Raw genomic sequence first — 20,889 nt, 5'->3', positions numbered from 1 at the left:
TGATCACCGAAGACTCTTCCCGTGACCGACCTGGTGATCCCTGGTGCTGCGCCGGATCGTCGAGGCCGCGGTCGTCGTGGCCGACGCGGGCCTTGGGCGTGGTCCGGTGTTCCCATTGCTCCAGCCGTTATCCGGCGTGTGGGGAGTGCTGCATGGTGTCCAGCGCATTACCGGTCTGGTCTGCCAGGGTCACGGCGACGAGGCGGGCTTCCAGGGAGGGAACGACACCCGGGGTCGCTTCGAGCATGAATCGGCCGTAGAAGCGGCCGTTGCCGAAGACCCGTAGTTCGACCTTCTCGTCCGGTAGGCCGAGTCGGTCGACGGCCCACTTCTTGCGGCCCAGGACGACGGAGCCGTCCTGTTCCAGGCGTGGCGGGTGGCCCAGCAGCGTGCTGTACTCGAAGCGGCAGCCGCGCAGGTGGAGCAGGCCCACGAGTTGTGCTCGTACCTGGTCGATCACGGCGGTCGGGGAGGTGGACGACTGGGCCAGCCGGGCCGTGTGGTGGATCTGGGCGAGGTAGTCGGCATCGGTGATGGCGATCACCTGGAGGCGGCGGGCGCGGGCGGCCAGCTGGGAGACCGCCAGTCCGACCAGGAGGAGCAGGACGGCGGTGGTGATGTCGGCCGACCTGGTGATCGAGAAGTGCTCGTAGGGGCGGGTGAAGAAGAAGTCGAACCACACGGCAGCGGAAACGGCCGTCAGTGCTCCGGCCGGGCGGTGTCCGAGGGCTGCCGCTGCGACGACCACCACAACCAGGATCAGGGCGACATTGACGTTGGCGATGTTGCTGCGGAAAGGCAGCAGGAGCGCGCAGACGGCGAGCGGGGCCATCAGTGCTGCAAGGATCGCGAGGGGGCCTCGGGTGAGGAAGTGAGACATGGTGCACCTCCTGCATTCAGGTGTAACAGGGGGCACGCACGGTGAGGACAGTCGGCACGGCCGGGCACGGCCGACCCCTCGCCGCCGAGGACCGGCGGGTCTTCCTCGCCTGCGCGGCGCAGTTCGCGGCGAGCCGGGAGAACTACCGGCGCCGGCAGCAGGCCGCGGAAGCTGAGGAACGCGTGGCCCACGCACTGCGCCGCAGCCCCGCCGAAGCGCCCCCGCGCGTCGAGGCGGCATCGGCCGCAGGGCGGGTGGACACCCGCCTGGTTGACCACGGCCCGCCCACACCCGAGGCAGCACAGCGGGAGCCCAACGGCGGCCACGGTCCGACAAGCGGGGTGCTGCGCCTTTGCGCCGATCTCGCCCCGGCGATCGGTGGCACGCTGCGCTGGGAGGAGACCACCGGAGGCGGTCTCACCTCGGTTCTCAGCCTTCCCGCAGCAGCCGAGCCCTGAGGCCGACGGGCTCGCGGCCGGTGAGGTGCGGTGCGTGGCAGAACACGCGATGCTGCAACTGGAAGCCCGACCACAACGTGGTCGCCGAGCGAAGGCGCTGCGCTCGCGGACCAAGGTACGCCGTACCCGTGCCGCAGTCGTCGGCGCCACCGTCGGGCTCCTCATCGACATCCTGGCCAGACATGGGCTCCAGGTCGCCCGCTCGCAGACCGAGGCCGAGAACCTGGCCCGCCTGGTCGCCGACGTCATCGCTGACGGCCCACGGACCCAGACGGAGCTGGTGGACGCCGTGCGCCGCACCTTCGACCTGGACGCCATCGCCCTCCTGCGCCCCACCGAAACAGGTTGGCAGACCGAGCAGGCGGCAGGCTCACTGCCCGTGACGCGCAACTCCTGCGCTCCTTCGCTACCCAACTGCGCCTGAACCAGGAGAAGATCCAACTCGATCGGCTGCACCGCGGCTGATCGGGTCGATCCATACGTCACAGGAGCGCCGCGGGGGTGGTGATGAGTTCCGCATCAGGAGCAGGGATCTTGATCATCGGCCGCGGAGGGCACCGTGCCCCCCCTGAGCGCGCAGATCGGCCCTGTCGTGCACGCGACCATCCACCATGCCGCATGCCGCATGCCGCATGCCGCATGCCGCATGCGCGGTCGCCGTCGTCACCCACGGCTGATCCATCGGGTGTCCTGACCGCTCGTCCTTCCGACGCGAGCCCTCCGACGCACCCGCCCCGGATAGCTTCGAAGGCACATTTGAGATCCCCGACAGCGCCAGCTGCGGCGCCCCCATGGCGGCGTCCGTCGGCGGTGAACTCCACGTCCTCCACCGCACGAACGCCTGACACCGCGCCTGGGCGGGCGCCGCGGGTTCACCCGTCGCCAGACCGGGGAGTCGGGACTTCGGCGTCACCCTGTGACTGGGTTCAGGCGATCGATCACTTCGGTCACGTCGTCGATGTCCTTGATCTTCGCGAGGAGCCGCGGGACATCGGCTTCCGCTATCCGGCCACTGACGTCCACCACGCCGTTGCGCACGGTGACCTTGACGGTGTTCTGCGCAGCCGGGAAGTCTTCGGCGAGGATCCTCGACTCAATCTCCTCGCGAATCGCGGCATCATCGCGTATCAGCGCGTTGAGCAGTGTGTTCCTGTGCACGGTACCGATCAGGCGGCCCTCGTGGTCCGTCACCGGCAGGCGCTTGAGGCGCGACAGGGACACGAGCCAGGTGGCTTCGGCGACGGTCGAATCAGGGAACACGGTGACGGCCGGAGAGGTCATCAGCATCTCGGCGGTCTCGGCACGGGCCTTGTCGTGCAGCCGCCGTTCCCTCAGTCGGCCGATCGCGCCCGGTTCGTATCCGGACGCCTCGACCGCGGCTTTCGCCAGCAGGTCGGACTCCGACACCACGCCCATTACCCGGTCGTCGGTGTCGACCACTGGCAGGGACCCGACGTGTTCACGGGTCAGGCTCCGGGCGATGTCCAGGAACAGCATGTCGCCGTGCACCGATGCAGCCGGTACGTCCATGACGTCACGGACCAGCAGAGGCGCGGGTTCGGCACCGGACACAGGCTCGGCGGACTCCTTCGCTCGCCCCGGTGGAGCCGACTTGGGTGCGGTCGGGCGCCGTGTCGCCGCTTGCTTGGCGGACACCCTGGCCACGGTGCCAAGGTAGCGCAACAGCATGTCCTGCCGTAGTGGTTCGTCGGGCCTCCATGCCTTTCCCGGCACCGCGCGGCGGGCTTCGGCCCCTGCCGCGATGTTCTCCCGCTCAGTCATGGTGGGCTCCTCACTCTGGCCGAGCCGACCTGCTCCCAGTCTTCCGCTACTGAGGCCGGCCACAAGGGCCAGTCGGCCCGTGCGGGCTGACGGACGGCCCCGACAGGACAGGAAACAACAGACGGCCGACAGGCGGTGAGACCGGAGCTGGCCCTCGGACCACTCGCGGAGGGACTCGCATAGGCGCTCGGTCCTGTCGCGACGCGGTTTCGCCGGAGGTCGCCGCCTGCATGGTTGCGCCTGCGTCGACAACCATCGCCCAGCGCTCGGACCGGCGGGGCTGCCACCTGCGGGCCAACCGCTTGTCGAACCTGGACGGCTATCGGGCCGCGTTCCCAAGCACGTCCTCCCGCCCCCCGTGCGCCGATGGCCGTACCTGGGCCGCACATGCCCCTCGTCCCGTCTGAGCCTCCGCCTGTGACCGGAGCACGCGTTCAGGCTCAGGTTGCCCCATGGGGAACCGGGGCCATGTGGTCGGTGAACCAGTCACGGGCCAGATCGGTGACCTTCTCCAGGGCACCGGGTTCCTCGAAGAGGTGGGTGGCGCCGGGGACGACCGCGAGCCGGTTCTCGCAGCGCAACCGAGCTTGTGCCTCGCGATTGAGGTCGAGCACCAGCTGGTCGTGGCCCCCGACGATCAGCAGCGTGGGCGCCGTCACCGCCGGCAGCCGTGGCCCCGCCAGGTCGGGCCTGCCGCCCCGCGAGACGACCGCGGCGATCCGCGCACCCGGCTCGGCGGCTGCCCACAACGCGGCTGCCGCGCCGGTGCTGGCGCCGAAGTACCCGACAGCGAGCCCTTCGGTCTCCGGCTGTCCAAGCAGCCAGCCGGTGGCGTCCGCCAGACGCCGGGCCAGCAGTCCGGTGTCGAACACGTTGGCCCGGTCGATCTCTTCCTCCTCGGTGAGTAGGTCAAACAGCAGGGTGCCCAGCCCGGCCCGATTCAGTCCGGCGGCCACGAACCGGTTGCGCGGGCTGTGCCGACTGCTGCCACTGCCGTGCGCGAACACCACGACCCCGCTCGCGCCCTCGGGTACCGTCAGCTGCCCGCGCAGCACCACCGCACCAGCCCGCACGTCCACCTCGCGATCCTCGAGCACGGCGTGACGCGAATCAGCCCGGCGGGTGCTCACCGAGCGGGCGCCCACCTCTTCCAGACAGGCGACAACCTCGTCGTCGTCGACCTGGCAGAAGTCGATTGTGTAGAACTGCCCGACCGCCAAGAAGTTCCGCGGGGTGTGCAGGCATATCAGTTCGTCGGCCTCCTCGCCGAGCCGTGCGATCCAGTCGTGAGGTGCCACGGGGACGGCGAGCACGATCCGCGCAGCCCCGCGGGCGCGGGCGATCCGGCAGGCCGCGCGCGCCGTGGACCCCGTGGCCACCCCGTCGTCGACCATCAGCACCGTACGGCCCTCCAGCCTGATCGGTTCCCGCCCGCCCCGGTACCGCCGGGCACGGCTCTCCAGCACCTCCCGCTCACGGGCCTCGACCTCAGCCAGCTCATCCGAGGTGATGTGCGCCGCACACACCACGTCATCGTTGATCACGCGTACGCCGCCCTCGCCGATCGCTCCCATTCCCAGCTCCGACTGGAAGGGCACGCCCAGCTTCCGCACCAGGCAGACATCCAGCGGCGCGCCCAGCGCCACGGCGACCTCTGCGGCGACCGGAACCCCTCCGCGGGGCAGGCCAAGCACCACCACCTCAGCCCCCTTGAGGTGCGCCAGCCGGGTGGCCAGTTGCCGGCCGGCATCACGACGATCCATGAAGAACACGACCGACCTCCTCGTCACCGGAGGAACACGTGGGCGACGCGTGCGCCCCGTACCTCCATCCTCGCCCCTTCGTAGGCGCTTGTTACGCAGGCGAGCACGCGTGAGGCCGTGCTCGACGGGACCTGTCCGGGGTCCACGTGCGCATCGAGATGAAGGTCTGCGCCTCTCTCACCTCTCACCAAGGAACTGCGTACCGGCGACGTCACGGCGGTTGGTTCGAACGAGTGCGGCAGCCCATGTTCCGGCCTCAGGACCGGATCGATCCGGTGGCCTTCGTGCGATACATCGGATCTTGCCCGATTCGCGAGGCGATAGGCAGGCGCGCAGCATCGAGGTGTATGGAATCGTCGTTCTGCGGAGGTGAACCGCGATGAGTCTTCCCGTCGTACACCGCAGGCCCGGTCGGTTCATGGAACGGCCGTTCCCCTCTCTGGGCTGGGGCGAGCCGACCGCCGCCGGATTCGATGACCTCCTCGAGCAGATGAACCGCTTCCTGGGAGCCGTCGGCACCGAGTCCTCCGCCGGTGCGTGGTCGCCACTGGCCGACCTGCACGAGACGGACGACACCTACGTGGTCGAGGCGGAGCTGCCCGGGATCGAGCGCTGGAAAGGGACCCCCCGTTTCCACGAGAACCCGGTGGCACCGGGCTGTGGTAAGGCCGACCTTGTTCGGTCTGGGTGTCACCGACCGCCGGCACCTGGAAGCGGGCGGAGGAGCGTTGCCGGCGCCGAGCCTCGGAGCGTTTCATGGCTGGTATCTACGCACTCATCGATCCCGACGGACGGCTGGAGTTCCGCGACGGCGTCCCGGACCGGATGCTGGGAAACTCAGACCCGTCGCACGGGATCCCCGTAGCCTTCACCATCCAGCGCGCCGCATGGGGCGGCAACGGCCTGCAGGGCCACATCGGCAACGCCTCCTGTTTGGGCGGCGCGTATCCGCCGAACCGCATCGCCACCGGTGTCGTGACCGCCCTGGGCGGCCCGCAGGAGTACATCTTCGGCAACCTGACCATCTGCGGCAGTCAGAGTTTTTCCGTCAGCGGGGCACCATACTTTCTGTGCGCCCTCACCGAGGCACAGCAGGACCTCATCAGTGATGTCCACACCGCAGTCTCGAAAAGAGCCGCCAACGGCCCGTAGCCGAGTGGCAGTGGCAGCGACTGTGCACGGTACGTAAAGAATGGCTTGCTGGTACGCATCCACCGAGGGCCGTTGATGTCATCCGGCCTTGGCGGGGGACTGCGCGCGCCCGGGACGGCCCTCCTGGGAATCGTCGGGCGCAGGGCGTGCGGATCGGGCCTGCGTGCTCGGCCCCGATGTGGGCCTGACCGTGCATGGCCGCGCGTGTCGCGGCATCCGGCAATCGACGTTGTACTGGTGGCAGGAGCGCTGCCGTGCGATGGGAGCAGCTATGTCGCCTTCCGACGTTTCTCGTCCCGGGAAGCCGGAGACGGTTTTCGACCGCGAAGCCGAGTGGGACGCGCTCGTCGCTTTCGCCTGCGACACCCGGCCCGGAGGCGGACTCGGCGTCGTGTCGGGACGGCTGCGGCAGGGCAAGACGTACCTCCTGAAGGCACTCACCGCGGCCCTGGGCGGCTTCTATTTCGGGGCGCAGCAGGCGGCTGAGGGCGAGTCCCTGCGCCGACTCGGCGAAGAGCTCGCCCAGTACACGGGCACAGCGCCACCGAGTCGCTGGCGTGGTTGGGAGGACGCCGTCGAGGCGCTGCTCGAGCTGGGCGACCAGCGGCCTGTCCCGGTCGTCGTCGACGATTTCCCCGACCTGGTACGGCAAAGTCCCGCGCTGCCCTCCATCATCCACAGCGCTTACCGGCGCCTGCGCGACACGGGCCGGGACAACCGCCCGCGCCTGCTGCTGAGCGGCAGTTCCCTGCCGGTGATGCACCGGTTGTTCAGCGCGTCCTCACCGTTGCGCGAACTGGCCGATCTGGAACTCACCCTTGGTCCGCTGGACTTCCGGCAGGCCGCGCGGCTCTGGGGCATCGACGAACCCGGTCTCGCCCTGCTGGTCCACGCCGTCGTCGGCGGGACCCCCGCCTACTGGCGGTACGTGGGCAATCACGGCCCCAGCGGGCCGGACGACTTCGATGCCTGGGTGTGCAGGACCGTCCTCAACCCCCGGACTCCCCTGTTCCTGGAGGCACATCACCTGCTGCAGGAGGAGACCGATCACTGGGACCGTGCGCTGTGTCACTCCGCGCTCGCCGCCATCGCCTCGGGCTGCTCGACACCCGGCGAGATCGCAGAATGTCTCGGCGCTCCGCTCACCGATGCCTCCCGCTGGCTGGCGCTCCTGCGGGAAAACGGCCTGCTGTACGGCGAGTCCGATGCCTTCCGGCCGAACCTGATCCGGCTGCGTATCGCGGAGCCGTTGCTCGCCTTCGAACACGCGGTTGTCTGGCCCCACCGCTCGGCGCTGGAGCAGCAGGAGGCCATCGAGGTCTGGCGGAGCGTACGTCCCGTCTTCGACTCAGCGGTGGCAGACCCCCATTTCGCCCGCATCTGCCGGGACTGGGTCATGGACTTCGCCGACCCGGCCGTCTTCGGTGCGCACCCCGCAATGGCGGCCCACGGCTCACTTCCCGACCCGGCGCGCCGTGCCGGTCCGGACGCGGAAGCGGAAGTGGCGGAAGCGGAAGTGGTCGCACGCGGCCGGGCGGACGTCTGTTCCGGGCCTCTGCTGTCGGTGGGGGTGGCGCGCTGGGACGAGGTCATGGACCTGCACCACCTGGAACACCTCCGTCACCTCCTCGCGCTGCTCGCCGCCTGCGGCGAGGACGTCACGCACGCCCGGCCCGCCTGCTACAGCGGTGTCGGCTTCACTCCCGCGCTCCGCTCGGCCGAAGCCGACGGACATGTGGTGCTCGTCGACCTCGACCGTCTGTACCGGGGGCGGTAGCCCGGCAGCAGCAGCGAAGGGCGCGGTGCCCGGCGGTGATCTGGTTCAGCCGGGGATGGCACTTGTTGACTCCAGATCCTCCGGCGGCACCCGGTGCGGCTCGAAGGGACCATGACGACGCAGGCAGCCCATGGCAGCATTCGCCAGACGACGTGCATCACCGAACGCCGGATCGATGAAAAGGCCCCGCAGGCCATTCGGCTCCTGCACCCGGGGTCGGCGTCGAGATGTGATGAACCGGGCCCGGGCCGAGGATGGACAGCAGGGGGTGCGCCCGTGAAACATTTCTCCGCAGCGGGGCTGGCAGCCGCCGTTTCGGCGCGGCTGGAGCCGGCTCTTCTTGCCGTCACGGCAGCGGCACTGGCGGCCGGCGGTGCGGCCTGGATCGTCGGTGCGGGCAGCCTCGCGGACCTGTTCTGGGGTCTGGGGACCGTGTTGGCCGTCGTCCCGGCGGTGGGGTGGGTTGTGGCTGCGTTGCGGCAGGGTCATGCGGGCGTGGACCTGATCGCTGTTCTGGCCCTCGGAGGCACGCTCGCCGTCCACGAGTACCTGGCCGGCGCGCTGATCGCCCTGATGCTGGCCACCGGCCGCACTCTCGAAGCCGCCGCCCAACGGCGAGCCTCCCATGATGTGCGGGCCCTTCTGGAACGTGCGCCGCGCACAGCCCGGCGCTTCACCGACGTCGGGGTGCGCACGGTGCCGCTCGCCGAGGTGGGAGCCGGTGACCTGCTCGTGGTGGGCCCGGGGGAAGTAGTACCCGTCGACGGCCGTGTGGAGAGCGCCGTCGCTGTGCTGGACGAGTCAGTGCTCACAGGGGAGCCGCTGCAGGTCGAGCGGGCGAAGAGCGAAGCGGTGCGCAGCGGCGTGGTCAACGCGGGCGGCGCCTTCGACCTGCGGGCCACTGCCACCGAGCAGGAAAGCACCTATGCCGGGATCGTGAGGCTGGCGCGGCAGGCTGGCGCGGAATCCGCTCCCGTGGTCCGCCTGGCCGACCGGTACGCAGGGTGGTTCCTCCCCCTGTCCCTCGCGGTGGCGGGCCTGGCCTGGCTCCTGAGCGGTTCCCCGGTACGCGCGGTCGCGGTCCTGGTGGTCGCCACCCCGTGTCCCCTGTTGCTGGCCGCACCGGTCGCGATCGTCTCCGGGCTGTCCCGCGCGTCCCGTCTCGGCGTGGTGATCCGTGACGGCGGCGCGCTGGAGAACCTCGGCCGAGCCCGTACCCTGCTGCTGGACAAGACCGGCACCCTGACGGGCGGTCGTCCGCACGTCTTCGACGTGGCCGCCGCACCGGGATGGAAGCCGGCAGAGGTATTGCGCCTGGCGGCATCGGCCGACCAGTACTCGCCGCACGTGCTGGCCCGCGCCATCGCCGACGGGGCACGGGAACGCGGGCTGGACCTGTCGATGCCGTCGGACGTCACCGAAGAGCCTGGCCGGGGAGCCTCAGGGCTCGTGGACGGGCACCGGGTGTCCGTCGGCCGGATCGGCGCCTCGGACGCCATGCCGTCCTGGGCCCGGGCGGCGGACAACCGTGCGCTGCTCGACGGCGCGGCCGTCGCCTGGCTGACCGTCGACGGGCAGCTGGCGGGCGGGGTCCTGTTGCGCGACCCGATCCGCACGGACGCCCCCAGAACCCTGCGCCACCTGCGTACGGCGGGCATCACGCGGATCATGATGCTCACGGGTGACCGAGCCGAGCCTGCCCATGAAGTGGCTGCGGTCCTCGGCCTCGACAGTGTTCGGGCCGAGCTCAGCCCTGCGGACAAGGTCGCTGCGGTTCGCGCCGAGCGTGACCGCGCCGTCACCGTTATGGTCGGCGACGGCGTCAACGACGCCCCCGCCCTTGCCGCGGCGGACGTAGGGGTGGCCATGGGGGCCCATGGTTCCACCGCTTCATCAGAAGCCGCCGACATCGTCCTGACCACAGACCGCGTGGACCGCCTCGCCGATGCGGTGGCCATCGCCAAACGCGCCCGGCACATCGCGGTGCAGAGCGCGCTGGGCGGCATGCTGATGTCGCTGGCAGCCATGGCCGCCGCTGCCGTCGGTCTCCTCCCGCCCGCCGCCGGCGCCCTGCTCCAGGAGGGCATCGACGGCGCGGTCATCCTCAACGCCCTGCGGGCGCTGCATGTCGACCGGGAGACGCGACCGGCGCTCACTCCCACCGCCGAAGCGCTCATTCGCCGTTTCGCCGCCGAACACGACGATCTGCAGGACGTCCTCGAGGCGGTACGCGCGGCCGCAGACCGGCTCTCCGACACCCCGGGCCCCGAGGCCATGGAAGCCGTAGAGGAGACGTACCGGCTGCTGACCGAACGGCTCCTGCCGCACGAGCACGCCGAGGAGCACCAGCTCTACCCCGCGCTCGCCCCCACGCTCGGCGGCCCCGAGGCCACCGCCACCATGAGCCGCGCCCATACCGAGATCGAACGCCTCTCCCGACGCATCGCCACCCATCTGCACCTGGCCCACGCCTGCGGGCAGCTCGCCACCGACCAACTCGACGACCTGCGCTCGTGCCTGTACGGACTGCACACGGTCCTGCGACTGCATTTCTCCCAGGAAGAGGAGAACTACTTCTCTCTGGCCCCATGAGAACTGACCCTTCAGCTGGGCGGGGCTGGTCACTCTCGCTTTGGTGGTGCTGACCATTGAATCCGGCAAGTGGCTGGAGGAACGGGTGCGGGGGAGCGCGCTGGTGGAAGAGCACGCCGAGATGGGCTCCGGTCTCACTCCGTGGGCGATCGTTTGTACTGACGGTCGCCGTCTGGCTGCTCGGCCGCGCCGGCCCTCGCCGGGAGCGTCAGCGCAGCGGTGCGGCCGACAGCCCCACCAAGGGCGGGGCATCCGCCGTGGCTCGGCTGGCTTCTTCCCTTCCAATGCACGTTGCGGCGCTGGTGATCGCCCTGGCTGTGGCTGTCGGCGCGATCGTTGACGCATACCGGATCGGTGACTCGGGTGCGAAGGCTGTCTGGCATGGCCGTTTCTCAGTAAGCGAGTCGGGCGGCAGGCAGTGACGCGGCAACAGCCGCGTCACCGGAAGCCCGGCCAGCCCCTGTGATGCGTCGACCGGCCGGACGGTCTTGCCTGGTGTCCGGCCGGTCGCGCGGCTTGGCCAGGGAGTCAGTGCAGTTGGTTGAGTGCCTGCTGGAAGGCGGCTGCCTGCTTGGCCTTGTCAGCGGCCGTGTCCCGGAAGTAGCGGGCGGCTGCGGTGTCGCCGACGGCGGAGGCCTGCTTGGCGAACCCCGGGTACAGACCGGTCGCCTCGGTGTGCTCCCCGGTGACGGCCTTGCGCAGGTTGTCCTTCGTCGTGCGGACCAGTCCGGCCAGGACCGCTTCGCCGGCGAAGTGCTCGTGCAACTCCACCTTGGCAGTGCCCTCGAACAGGCGGGCCAGCGCGGGGTTTCCGCTCTGCTGCGCGCGGGCGGCGAAGAGCATGTACTTGGCGTGGGCGAGCGCCTCGCCGTGCATCGCGGTGTCGAGGTTGGCCCGGGTGCTGGCGGCCTTCACCTTCGGCGGCCCGGCAGGCACCGGCACCATGTCGGCCTTCGGTGGCGCCGGGATCGTGCCGCGGCCGGTGATCACGACCGTGAGAGCGGTGCGGAAGGCGTCGCGGTGGCGGCCCTCGTCCGCGGCGATCTCGGTGAACAGCTTGGCGGCGTTCAGGTCTCCGTCCTTGCGGGCCTGGTCGGCGAAACCGCGGTACATGACCCGGTGCTCGTAGGTTTCGCCGTTGATGGCCTGGCGCAGGTTGGCCGCGTCCGTGCCGACAACGCCGGCCAGGGTGGCTGCCTGGTGCAGGTGTTCGTTCAGCTCGGTCTGTGCCGTGGTGCGGAAGAGCCTGCCGACGGCCGGGTGGGCCTCGCGGTCGGCTTGAGTGCCGAAGAGGTTGTAGGAGGCGTAGGCGAACGCCTCGCCCTTCATGGCGGTGGTCAGGTCGGAGAGGGTCTGCGGGTTCAGGGCCCGGTCTGCGGTGTATGTGGCCCGGAGCTGATCGGCCGGCGCGGCGAGGGCCACGGCCGTAGCCGCCTGGGACGCGGCGGTCAGTGTGCACAGGCCGACCAGAAGCGTACGTATCGAGTGGCGGACCATGATGCCTCCTTCGGGGCGCTTCTGGATGTGAGCGCCCCTCCCCATGCGACCCGCAGACGTACACCCCTGCCCTTTCACATAACCCTTTCGAGTGAATACGCACAGTGATTGCATGGCATGCCTGTTGATCGACGTGCTCCCTCGGCGATGTAGAGGGGAGAAGGAATACGGGCACGGTCAGTCTTCGGCCGTCGTAGGATTTTTCGGCCAGGTGGGGGTGGCGCCTTTGTGGGCGAGGCGCCTGGTCATGAGCGGCGTCGTGCAGGTCGGCGGGGGTGACCACGGCGATGAGAGGCCTCGGGTGTCGACGACCAGGTGGCGCTTGTGACCATTGATTTTCGTGCCCGCGTCGTAGCCGCGGGTGGCCTTGGAGACGGTTCGGCGGCCTTGACGCTCTGGGAGTCGATCACTGTGTCGACCGCCCGGGGCCTTTGCCCATGTCCCGGAGGATCCGCCCCGAAATCTGGTTGAGGATCTGGCCGACGATCCCGGCCGCTGCCCAGCGGGCCATGCCCCCCCAGACTGTGCGCCAGGCGGGAAAGCCGCAGGCAAAGCCCGCCACTTGCAGCCGGTGTCCACGACAAAGCTCCTGACGCACCGCAGTTCCCGGGCCGCTGCTCGTGGCATTCGCGGCCTCCGAGAATGGTGCAACATCCCCCGGTAGGCCCTGGGGTCCGGGGCTGTTGGGGTCGCAGACCCGGACATCGGGCCCTTCGCGTCCGTACGCCGGCGACACCCGGGAGCAGGGCGTCGCCGGAAGAAGCGCCCGTAGTCAAAAGGAAGGCTGGTGGTCATGGCTCAGGCGCAGAGAGCCCCGATCGACAGCTGGCCGCCCCCGGAAGAGCCCGTGGTCATGTGCGTGATTCGGGTTCGGTGTAGCGCAGCAGTACGGCCACGCCCTCACGCAACTGCAGCCGCTGCTCGGGTATCACGACGAGTTCGGCCTTCGTGCCCACCAGGGCGCGGGTCAGGGCCGCGTCGGCGCGCTCCTCGCGGACGTCCTGTACGCCGTAGGAGCGCAGTTCCTGCTCGGTGAGGGCGAGCTGGCCGGGTTCAGGGCCGACCCACAGGCGCAGCGTCGACTCGGGATGGTTGTTGAGGAAGAGGGCCTTGACCCGTCCGCGCTGCAGGGCTGATATGGCGGCGGGGAGGTCCTCGGCCGAGGCTCCGTCGCGGGCCTGCTGAGCGAGGAGAGCATCCAGCAGGGCCCGGTCGTGCGCGGCCATGAGTCCGCTGAAGAGACTTTCGAGCCGCCGCTCCATGAGCGCCCTCCCAGGCTGGGACTCGCCCACGCCTTCCACCGGGGTGACCTGTCGGCGCAGGAACGCGGGAAGCCGGTGGACGAGGATGCCGCGGGCCCAGACGTCTCCCGCTACGACCACCGCTTCGGCGTCGATGCCGCGTGCGTGGCCCTCCAGCTTCCTCCCGATCACTCCTGCAGCGTGCAGCCAGTCGGTCACAGGGATCTCCTCGTGGAGGAGGTGTTCCGGTGTGACCTTGGTCAGGGGCCAGATACCCGCCTCGGCGTCGATGCGCACGTTGCCGGTGGCGTCCGTTGAGTGAGGGCCTCTGTAGTGAACGCGGACCGCCAGGTACGGGATACCGGGAGTGTGTTGGACGAGCAGCGGCATGGTGTCCGGCAGTGGTCCGAAGTGCGCCGTGTCCCGTGCGGGCGGGGCGGGCAGCTCGTCCAGCAGAGCCAGTCGACCATGCGCGGTGAACACCGCCTGCCCGTGGGTGCCGGGGACGTCCGCGTCGCTGCCCACCACACGTGCCACCGCGGTGACGGAGCCCTGGTCCGCTCCCTCGGACCTCAGCGCGTCCCGCAGATGCCGCCAGCGCAGTTCTATGGCGGCATCGGGATCCTCGACGGCGCTGTCGCGGGAGGTATCCAGATACACCGACGCGAAGGGACCAGGCTGCTTGTACAGGGGCTCGAGGAACGTAAGTCTCATGGTCACTCCCGGGTGCGCCGTCGATCTCCCGGGCGAGGACGACCGCGTTCCCACGCCGAGCCGGCGGCCTGACGTTCGAAGTCGCTCACAGCAGCCTCCCGACGAGCTTCGGCCCGTCACCTACCCGGCCAGTGTCACACCGATCCGATCAGCCTGCCGCCGGGCGGATGCGGCAACCCTCAGCCCCGCCCGGCCCGGCGCGACAGGGTCTCCTCCCGGAGGGAGACTCGGGTCCAGGGACGACCGGCGACTCCGTGCCGCGATTCCGGGAGCCCTGATGAGCTTGCGTCCGGCAGGCGAGCGCCCGTGCGGCTACCTTGGGCGCCCACTCTGCGCTGCATCACCCGCTCCTCAAGGAGGCAGCTCGTATCCCCCATGGCATCCGTCGACGTGAGCACCGCGGTGGCCGTCGCTGACCGGCGGTCACCATCCAGGCCCACGGTGACGACTGGCCCCACGGCGACCGCATCCGTCTCGTAAAAAGCTGCAGCCACGTTCAGAGCGCTGCTGTCTCCTGCCGACGTCAGCGGCCAGGTGGGCGACCGTGAGGGGCGCTCGGTGCGCGAGCGTCTGCGTCGGCACGTCCGTACGGCCGCAGCTGCCGCATCGAATCCCGGATGGCATCCGATGCGGCAACGTGCCACGCGTGGCACGTTGGCTACAGCAGCATTGGGAGGAGATGGTAGCGATCATGCGAGCTCACCTCGGCGACCAACTCGTCATCGAAAGTCCGGCGACCGGTTCTGCCAGGCGCGACGGCGAGATCATCGGACTCCACCATGAGGACGGAACACCTCCCTACGACGTGCGCTGGTCGGATACGGGCGGGGTGACGCTCGTGTTCCCCGGGCCCGACGCGCACGTTCATCACATCGAGCAGCCCGGCGGACGCCAGGCGCCTTCCCGGCCCGGCATGGACGAGGCCGGTGTCATGTCCGCAGCGACCCCACCAGACGGGACCGCCAGCCCTGGCGACATCGGCCGACGCGTGGCCGCCGAACGCACGCGGCAAGGACTGTCCCGCGAGGAAATCGCCGGCCGGGCCGGCATGGCGCCCGACTACCTTGCCTACCTCGAAGAACGGCCGGCCGACCCGAGCCTGGCGACCCTCATCAGGCTGGCTGGCGCCTTGGGCATGACCGTCGCGTCGCTGCGCGGGGTCGGCGTCGAGGCGCCGCCCGGCCAGGGGCAGGCGCTCCTCCACCCCCGGCTGCAGGCTCTCAGGCCCGGCGAATGCCGCGTCCGGCTCTCCACTCACGGTGTGGGGCGTGTCGCGGTGTCCACCCCGGACGGCCCGGCGATCATCCCCGTGAATTACGAGGTCGTCGACGACGCCATCGTCTTCCGTACCGCTCCTGGCTCGGCCCCCGCCGCAGCCGTGGGAACGGACGTCGCCTTCGAAGTCGACCATGTCGACGAGGCCATGAGCCAGGGTTGGAGTGTGCTCGCTGTCGGCCCGGCCCGCGTCGTTTCGGAGCCCGAGGCCGTGCGGCGGCTGGCCGATCGAGCCCGTACCGAGCCGTGGGCCGGGGGTGAGCGTGGGATGTGGGTATCCGTCCAGCCCAGGCGCCTCACCGGCCGCCGCATCGTCCCTGCCAGCCAGTGAGTGACCGCAGGCTGCGGTTTGCTCAGGCGCACACCCGTGGCAACGAACCCGCGTCAACCGACCCTTGGGCCCCGCTGCGGTCCACGAGCGGCCCCTGTCATGGCCGTCGCGTACTCGCACTCGCTCACTTCTCCCGCCCCCGTGGTGCCAGTGCAGTCCGGCGGGAAGTAAGCCACGGTGGAGCTGTGCGTGGCACACGTCGGGATGCCGAGCAGTGTCAGAAGCAAGTTGGGAATGCAGCCAGGAGTGAGCGAGGATGCGGGCACCCGCCGCCTACTGGTCGCGCGCGTGCGGGACGGTGACGACCGGACAGCGTGCATGGTGCAGTATGCCCTGGCTGACGGAGCACAGCAGCATGCCGGTGAAGCCGCCGTGCCCGCGTGGGCCCGCGACCAGGCCGAGGGCGTGTTCGGACGCGTTGGTGAGGACCTGTACCGGGTGGCCGTACACGACCTCATGGTGCAGTTCCACCTCCGGATGGGCGGCCGCACGCCCGGCGACCGTCTCCGACAGCAGCCGACGGCACTCCTGGACGGCCGCGTTCTCGTCCAGGACTCCGAGCTGCGGAGGCTGCCATATGTACCCGACCAGGCGGGGCAGTCGCGTTCTTGGTGCCAGCCAGGGCGGGCGCAGGCATGCTGGCCCGGGACCTGGATTGCGGGGCGGTTGGGGTCAGGTCAGGATGGAGGTGACCCGAATGCCGCAGTGCGGCGGATGTGATCCGCAATTCAGGGTGCTGCCGCCGTACGGAAGTGAGAGCCGGAGAGGCCAGAGCCTCCCTCGCTGAGGGGTACTGACGGTAACCATCCCCGAGGCGTAGACCGCCGAGCCCCGCTACCGAGATCAAGGGCTGAGCGGTGCCGGCCGTGGTGGCCCCAGCACGGCGTGCTGGGGTGCGGCGGGATGCCAGTTCGTGGGGGCAAGGAGGGGTCTTGCGGCAATTGAGCGCGCTCGATGCGCAGTTCCTCAGTTACGAGAGCGACATTAATGTCGCCAACATCGGAGGCTTGTCGATCGTCGACGGGCAGCTTTCCCGGGGCGACTTCGCCGAGCTGGCGGAGGAGCGCTGCGCGGTCACCCCCACGCTGCGGCAGAGGCTCATGACGGTGCCGTTGGGCCTGGACCGCCCGTACTGGGTGGAGGACGAGGCCGTGGATCTGGGCTACCACGTACGCGAGCTGGCCCTGCCGCGACCTGGCAACGACCATCAGTTGGCCGAGCAGGTTGCTTGGCTGCACGAGCAGCGCCTGGACCGCCGCTATCCGCTGTGGGAGGTATACGTGATCAGCGGGCTGCGCGGCAGGCGGGCAGCGGTGTACGTCAAGGCGCATCACGCGACGGTCGACGGCGTGGGTGGGGCGGTGCTGCTGAACGCTTTCATGGATCGGGAGCCGAGCCCCAAGCGCCAGCAACCCGGCCCGCGTGCGGAACCTGATCGCGTCCCGCCCAGGGCTGAGGTCCTGGCGAGGTCCGTGGCTGGGATCATCGCCCATCCCGCGCGCCTGACGCGGTCCGTCGTTGAGACAGTGCCGTACCTCGACGAGATTCCACTGGTCTCCCAGCTGCCGGGTGCGGTCCCGGTGTCGAGAGCGGTCCGGTCCGTGACCCGCCGTCTCGCTGGGCTTGAGGGGGTGCCGGAGCTGCCGAGCCTGGCTGTGCCGTGGACACCCTTCAACGGGCCGATCTCCCGCCACCGGCGCTTCGCCTTCGCGGATCTTTCGCTGGACGAGGTGAGAAGCATCAAGAACGCTTTCGGCGTGACGGTCAACGACGTGGTCGTGGACCTCGCCTCGACGGCCGTGCGGCGGTGGCTGATCGGCCACGACGCCCTGCCCGAGGAGCCGCTGGTGGCCTGCGTTCCGTTCGCGCTGCGTAAGAAGGGCGTGGAGGAGACCGGCAATCGGGTCACCGTGATGCTCACCTCGCTGGAGACCCAGATTGCCGACCCGCGTGAGCGGCTGCAGGCCATCCACGAGGCGATGCAGAAGATCAAGGATCGCTTCGATCTGGCGCCGGCCCAGTGGTTGCAGGGTCTCTGCGAGAGCGTGCCTGCCGCGTTGACCGGTCTGGCTGATCGCGCTTTCTTCGGCCTGCTGGCCCGGGGGTGCCCGGCGGTGAATCTGACCGTCTCGAACGTCACCGGCCCACGGATCCCGCTGTACGTGTGCGGCCGAGAGGTCCTCGCCCAGTACCCGGTGTCCCTGATCAATGATGCCGGCGGCGGCTTGAACATCACTGCGTTCTCCTACAACGGCGAGCTCGGGATGGGGATCGTGGTCGACCGCGCGATGGTTCCTGACGTCTGGCACATCGCCGACTACCTGCACGACGCCTTGGAGGAGTTGAAGTCGCTGGTCGGGTAAAGTGCCCGGGCCTTGGAGTCCGGGTCCGGTCCTACGGCAGCTCCTCGCGACAGGGGAGGCGGCCGCGACCATTCTTCATCTCCCCGCCGGGGCTGCCTCGTAATGGAATGACGCATCGGCTGGAACTTCTTGTTACGTTCTCACCATGTGCCCATGGAGGCGCCGTCATACGGGGTCGGAACAGTGACGCGCATGAACACGAGTATGCGCGTGAACCCGAGGGCAGGACGGCGGGTCGTCTCCGTATTCCTGGCCCTGTCCGCCTCCGCCGCCGTCCTGGCCACCCCCAGCACGGCTGCCGCTCAGCGGTCGTCCGGTGCCGCCGTCCCGGTGTCACCGATCCGTTGGGGCGCCTGCCCCGAGGCCGAGCCGCCCTATCCCGACCCAGCCCGAGGGCGCAGTGCACGACGGTCGAGGTGCCGCTGGACTGGGCGCAACCGAACGGGCCGAGGACCGGCATCTTCGTCGCGCGGTACCGGGCCACCGACCCCGCGCGGCGGATCGGCGTCCTGATGTCGAACCCGGGCGGCCCCGGCGCGCCCGGGGCCGACGACGCGCTGTACGCGGACGACCCTGTCAGCGGCTACTCCCCGGCCATGCTCCGGCGCTTCGACGTGATCGGCTTCGACCCGCGCGGCATCGGCCGCAGCCGGAACGCCGAATGCGACGAGACGATCAGCGACCAGGTCCCGGCCCGCCCCCGCGACGCGGCCGAGTTCGAGCGGCTGCGCACTCTGAACGGCAGGCTGGCGGACAGTTGTCCGGAGCGTACGGGCCCGCTCGCGGCCCATATGGACGGGGAGAGCGTGGCCCGCGACATGGACGCGATCCGCGCCGCCCTCGGCGAACGCCGAATCAGCTTTCTCGGCCACTCCTACGGCACCTTCCTCGGCGAGCGCTATGCCCGCCTCTTCCCCGGCAGGCTCCGCGCACTGGCCCTCGACAGCGCGATGGACCCGGACCGGCCGAATGCCGAGCGGTACCTCACCGACGGCAGCGTCACCACCGACAACACCCTGAAACGGCTCGCGGCCTGGTGCGAGAAGGACACGTCCTGCGCACTCAACGGCAAGGACCTGACGGCCGTCACCGACACACTGTTCGCCCGCGCCGACGCGGGCACACTCCGCGAGCCCGGCCCGAACGGACCGACGCGGACCAAGGTCGACGCCGACAAGCTGTCCGACTTCCTCACCCATGCTCTTGGCAACGGAGAAGGCGATGCGGGTCATCGACACCTACCTCACCGGACCGCGGGGCTGAGCCGACAGGGGTGCGGCGGTGGGGGCGGGCGGGCCGCCCCACCGCCCTTGCCCGGAGCTGATGTTCCGTCATGAGGTGCTCAGCAGCGAGAAGAACCCGTCGGACCGGCCGGGGCTACGGGAATCGGCCCTGCCGCTCCGCGAGTTCATCATCCGGCTCGACGCCCCGGCACCCAACGGAGCGGGACGGCACGCCAACGCGCCCCCCTCCAGCACCGAGAGCGCGAGTCTCAGCGACACGAGTGGGCCGGCACGCGCTGTGAGCGCGTGCCGGGCACCGGCGTACAGGTACGCGTCGACGCCGGAGTCCCCAGATGATCGATTCCAAGGGGTTAGTCGCGGGAACCTGCCGGCCCAGTCCAGGTCCACTCCTCGATGTCAAAGTCGACATCGTTCGGGAAGCGGACCTTCAGCTGATCGAAGGTGGCGTCAGTTCGAGCGGCTTGGAGGGCTGACTCGATGACGAAGAGCCTGGCCTGCTGGTAGTCGTCGGCCGTCGTGGCCATGTCCATGTCGGTGACCGCGAGCACGATGCTTCCGTCCTCGTACTTGTCCACAGCCGGCACCATGACGTTGAAGTGCGCGTATCGCGCGTAGTCGATACCAAGCGCGATCACCTGCAGCGCTTCCTGCAGTTCCATCGTTGTCGTCGTTAGCGCGGTGAGCTGGCGTGATACTGCGCTTCCTTGCTGGTCTTTGTCCGGCTGGAAGAAGCGGAGGCGATTGCCGAACGAGAAGGGCGGCCGCCCAAAGCCCTCGATCCTGCGGTCTGTGTAGTGCCTCAAAAGCTCTTGGAAAGCTATGGCCAGCCCACCCATTGCGAAGACTTTGTCGTCGGCATCAAAGTGCGTCTGAGCTTCGTGCAGCAGTCGATTGATCGTGGGCTGAGCAACGAGATCGACCATGTCCACGGTCTTGAAGTCGACGTTGAAGATCATCTGCGTCGCGTCTGTGAAGAAGGTAGTGACATCGGCTCTGGCTTGGGCGATGGCGTGAGAGGACGGGATGCTCCCGTGATGCTTCAGATCGACACGGAGCTTGTTCACCCTGCTGAGGGCCTGCTTGCTTGGAAGGACTTGTCCGGTGGGCAGCTTCGGCTGAAGTCGCTCCCAGTACTGCATGAACTGCATGCTGCTCGGCAAGTTCACACCGAGGTGATCTGCGCTGACCAGCAGGAAGTGCTCAACTGCGTCTTGAAAGGACAGGATGGCGGCAGCCGACATAGGTTCGGGCTGAGCGCTCTGGGCTGTGCCCTGTTCGTGAAGGAATCGGACGAAAGCGAGCCGTTGGATCGTCTGCTGGCTGAGTGGGCTGGTCACGGTTCTCCTAGCGACGTGGCCGTGGGAGCCCCAGGTCAACGGGGGCTCGGCTTGTGAGTCGTGCGGCATCTGCCTGCTTGGTCCGGAGGAAGGTGAGCGTCAGCTCGATCCCTTCGATCTCACCAAGCCACTGCTCCTCCTCGGCCCTCTTGCGCCGTAGGAGGAGATCTTTCTCCAGTTCGGCGAGCCTCGGTAACAGGGCAAAGTTCGTGGCCTGGGCGCTCGCGGTAGTCGGACGCCTTTAGATGACGTCATATGGGGCAGAGCAGGACAACCTGTCGTGCACGCTCTGACCAGGCTGAATAGCACTCAGCAGCACTACGCGGCGCCAGACGACATGATCGCTCACGGTGCCGTAAGCGTACGTCTTGCTTCCTGACCACGTGCACCGACGCACTCCACACCCCGAGGTGCCCCAAGGGCCGGGTCCTCCGGCAGGCGGCCAGGCTCAAACCCCAAGAGCGAGGCGCGGCAGGGACATCC

The 20,889-nt window shown here is 69.3% G+C and carries 15 protein-coding genes and 2 pseudogenes; 8 read left to right on the top strand and 9 right to left on the bottom strand.

Features of this window, described 5'->3' with window-relative positions; all coding sequences use genetic code 11:
• Positions 1 to 127: 127 nt before the first annotated feature.
• Complete coding sequence (locus tag ACH4EW_RS24370; protein WP_398260212.1) at positions 128 to 880, bottom strand: DUF4118 domain-containing protein; 753 nt, start codon at positions 878 to 880, stop codon at positions 128 to 130.
• A 41-nt stretch (positions 881 to 921) separates the two neighbouring features.
• Here ACH4EW_RS24370 and ACH4EW_RS24365 point away from each other — a divergent pair, with 41 nt between their 5' ends.
• A complete protein-coding gene (locus ACH4EW_RS24365; protein WP_398260210.1) occupies positions 922 to 1,338 on the top strand; it encodes a hypothetical protein in 417 nt (138 codons plus the stop codon).
• A gap of 34 nt (positions 1,339 to 1,372) precedes the next feature.
• Complete coding sequence (locus ACH4EW_RS24360) at positions 1,373 to 1,762, top strand: hypothetical protein (protein WP_398260208.1); 390 nt, start codon at positions 1,373 to 1,375, stop codon at positions 1,760 to 1,762.
• A gap of 485 nt (positions 1,763 to 2,247) precedes the next feature.
• On the opposite strand, the gene ACH4EW_RS24355 is transcribed toward ACH4EW_RS24360, so the two are convergent.
• Positions 2,248 to 3,120 (bottom strand): CBS domain-containing protein, encoded by an 873-nt coding sequence (locus ACH4EW_RS24355; RefSeq protein ID WP_398260206.1) that lies wholly within the window; start codon positions 3,118 to 3,120, stop codon positions 2,248 to 2,250.
• A gap of 440 nt (positions 3,121 to 3,560) precedes the next feature.
• Entirely contained in the window at positions 3,561 to 4,892 is a 1,332-nt protein-coding gene (locus ACH4EW_RS24350) for a phosphoribosyltransferase family protein (protein WP_398260204.1), read from the bottom strand.
• A 747-nt stretch (positions 4,893 to 5,639) separates the two neighbouring features.
• Here ACH4EW_RS24350 and ACH4EW_RS24345 point away from each other — a divergent pair.
• Together ACH4EW_RS24345 and ACH4EW_RS24340 are read left to right on the top strand one after the other, a co-directional pair.
• Positions 5,640 to 6,035, top strand: coding sequence for a hypothetical protein (locus tag ACH4EW_RS24345; RefSeq protein ID WP_398260202.1), 396 nt, complete (start codon positions 5,640 to 5,642; stop codon positions 6,033 to 6,035).
• 271 nt (positions 6,036 to 6,306) lie between these two features.
• Positions 6,307 to 7,812: an ATP-binding protein gene (locus ACH4EW_RS24340; RefSeq protein WP_398260200.1), complete on the top strand. Its 1,506-nt coding sequence runs from the start codon at positions 6,307 to 6,309 to the stop codon at positions 7,810 to 7,812.
• Positions 7,813 to 7,857: 45 nt separating this feature from the next.
• Here the strand turns inward: ACH4EW_RS24340 and ACH4EW_RS24335 are convergent, their stop codons facing one another.
• Positions 7,858 to 8,097, bottom strand: a complete 240-nt coding sequence (locus tag ACH4EW_RS24335) for a fructose 1,6-bisphosphatase (RefSeq protein ID WP_398260198.1) — start codon at positions 8,095 to 8,097, stop codon at positions 7,858 to 7,860.
• On the opposite strand from ACH4EW_RS24335, the gene ACH4EW_RS24330 reads away from it, so the two are divergent.
• A complete protein-coding gene (locus ACH4EW_RS24330; protein WP_398260196.1) occupies positions 8,089 to 10,404 on the top strand; it encodes a heavy metal translocating P-type ATPase in 2,316 nt (771 codons plus the stop codon). The genes ACH4EW_RS24335 and ACH4EW_RS24330 overlap by 9 nt on opposite strands.
• 528 nt (positions 10,405 to 10,932) lie before the next feature.
• On the opposite strand, the gene ACH4EW_RS24325 is transcribed toward ACH4EW_RS24330, so the two are convergent.
• From ACH4EW_RS24325 to ACH4EW_RS24315, 3 genes and pseudogenes are all read right to left on the bottom strand, one after another.
• On the bottom strand, positions 10,933 to 11,901 hold the full coding sequence (locus ACH4EW_RS24325) for a ferritin family protein (protein ID WP_398260194.1): 969 nt from the start codon (positions 11,899 to 11,901) through the stop codon (positions 10,933 to 10,935).
• Between the two features lie 291 nt (positions 11,902 to 12,192).
• A pseudogene (locus tag ACH4EW_RS24320) lies at positions 12,193 to 12,314 on the bottom strand (transposase); the annotation flags it as partial.
• Positions 12,315 to 12,752: 438 nt separating this feature from the next.
• Entirely contained in the window at positions 12,753 to 13,856 is a 1,104-nt protein-coding gene (locus tag ACH4EW_RS24315; protein ID WP_398260192.1) for a hypothetical protein, read from the bottom strand.
• Between the two features lie 691 nt (positions 13,857 to 14,547).
• Between ACH4EW_RS24315 and ACH4EW_RS24310 the strand changes: the two genes are divergently transcribed.
• Complete coding sequence (locus tag ACH4EW_RS24310) at positions 14,548 to 15,462, top strand: DUF1918 domain-containing protein (RefSeq protein WP_398260190.1); 915 nt, start codon at positions 14,548 to 14,550, stop codon at positions 15,460 to 15,462.
• A 273-nt stretch (positions 15,463 to 15,735) separates the two neighbouring features.
• On the opposite strand, the pseudogene ACH4EW_RS24305 reads toward ACH4EW_RS24310, so the two are convergent.
• Positions 15,736 to 16,044, bottom strand: a pseudogene (locus ACH4EW_RS24305) (universal stress protein); the annotation flags it as partial.
• Between the two features lie 275 nt (positions 16,045 to 16,319).
• Here ACH4EW_RS24305 and ACH4EW_RS24300 point away from each other — a divergent pair.
• Positions 16,320 to 17,825 (top strand): wax ester/triacylglycerol synthase family O-acyltransferase, encoded by a 1,506-nt coding sequence (locus ACH4EW_RS24300; protein ID WP_398260188.1) that lies wholly within the window; start codon positions 16,320 to 16,322, stop codon positions 17,823 to 17,825.
• Positions 17,826 to 18,241: 416 nt separating this feature from the next.
• Positions 18,242 to 19,162: an alpha/beta fold hydrolase gene (locus ACH4EW_RS24295; protein ID WP_398260186.1), complete on the top strand. Its 921-nt coding sequence runs from the start codon at positions 18,242 to 18,244 to the stop codon at positions 19,160 to 19,162.
• Between the two features lie 257 nt (positions 19,163 to 19,419).
• Here the strand turns inward: ACH4EW_RS24295 and ACH4EW_RS24290 are convergent, their stop codons facing one another.
• Complete coding sequence (locus ACH4EW_RS24290; RefSeq protein ID WP_398260184.1) at positions 19,420 to 20,406, bottom strand: hypothetical protein; 987 nt, start codon at positions 20,404 to 20,406, stop codon at positions 19,420 to 19,422.
• Positions 20,407 to 20,889 lie beyond the last annotated feature (483 nt).

Origin of the sequence: Streptomyces sp. NPDC018000, assembly GCF_044328025.1 — a bacterium.
Classification (GTDB): domain Bacteria; phylum Actinomycetota; class Actinomycetes; order Streptomycetales; family Streptomycetaceae; genus Streptomyces.
The sequence above is the reverse complement of the archived record's forward strand: the minus strand, read 5'-3'. Positions and strand labels throughout refer to the sequence as shown.

Excerpts from the sequence above, each read along its gene's own strand:
- ACH4EW_RS24370 (WP_398260212.1), bottom strand. The coding sequence starts at position 880 with ATGTCTCACTTCCTCACCCGAGGCCCCCTCGCGATCCTTGCAGCACTG.
- ACH4EW_RS24310 (WP_398260190.1), top strand. The coding sequence starts at position 14,548 with ATGCGAGCTCACCTCGGCGACCAACTCGTCATCGAAAGTCCGGCGACC.
- ACH4EW_RS24355 (WP_398260206.1), bottom strand. The coding sequence starts at position 3,120 with ATGACTGAGCGGGAGAACATCGCGGCAGGGGCCGAAGCCCGCCGCGCG.
- ACH4EW_RS24340 (WP_398260200.1), top strand. The coding sequence starts at position 6,307 with ATGTCGCCTTCCGACGTTTCTCGTCCCGGGAAGCCGGAGACGGTTTTC.
- ACH4EW_RS24325 (WP_398260194.1), bottom strand. The coding sequence starts at position 11,901 with ATGGTCCGCCACTCGATACGTACGCTTCTGGTCGGCCTGTGCACACTG.
- ACH4EW_RS24345 (WP_398260202.1), top strand. The coding sequence starts at position 5,640 with ATGGCTGGTATCTACGCACTCATCGATCCCGACGGACGGCTGGAGTTC.
- ACH4EW_RS24335 (WP_398260198.1), bottom strand. The coding sequence starts at position 8,097 with ATGTTTCACGGGCGCACCCCCTGCTGTCCATCCTCGGCCCGGGCCCGG.
- ACH4EW_RS24315 (WP_398260192.1), bottom strand. The coding sequence starts at position 13,856 with ATGAGACTTACGTTCCTCGAGCCCCTGTACAAGCAGCCTGGTCCCTTC.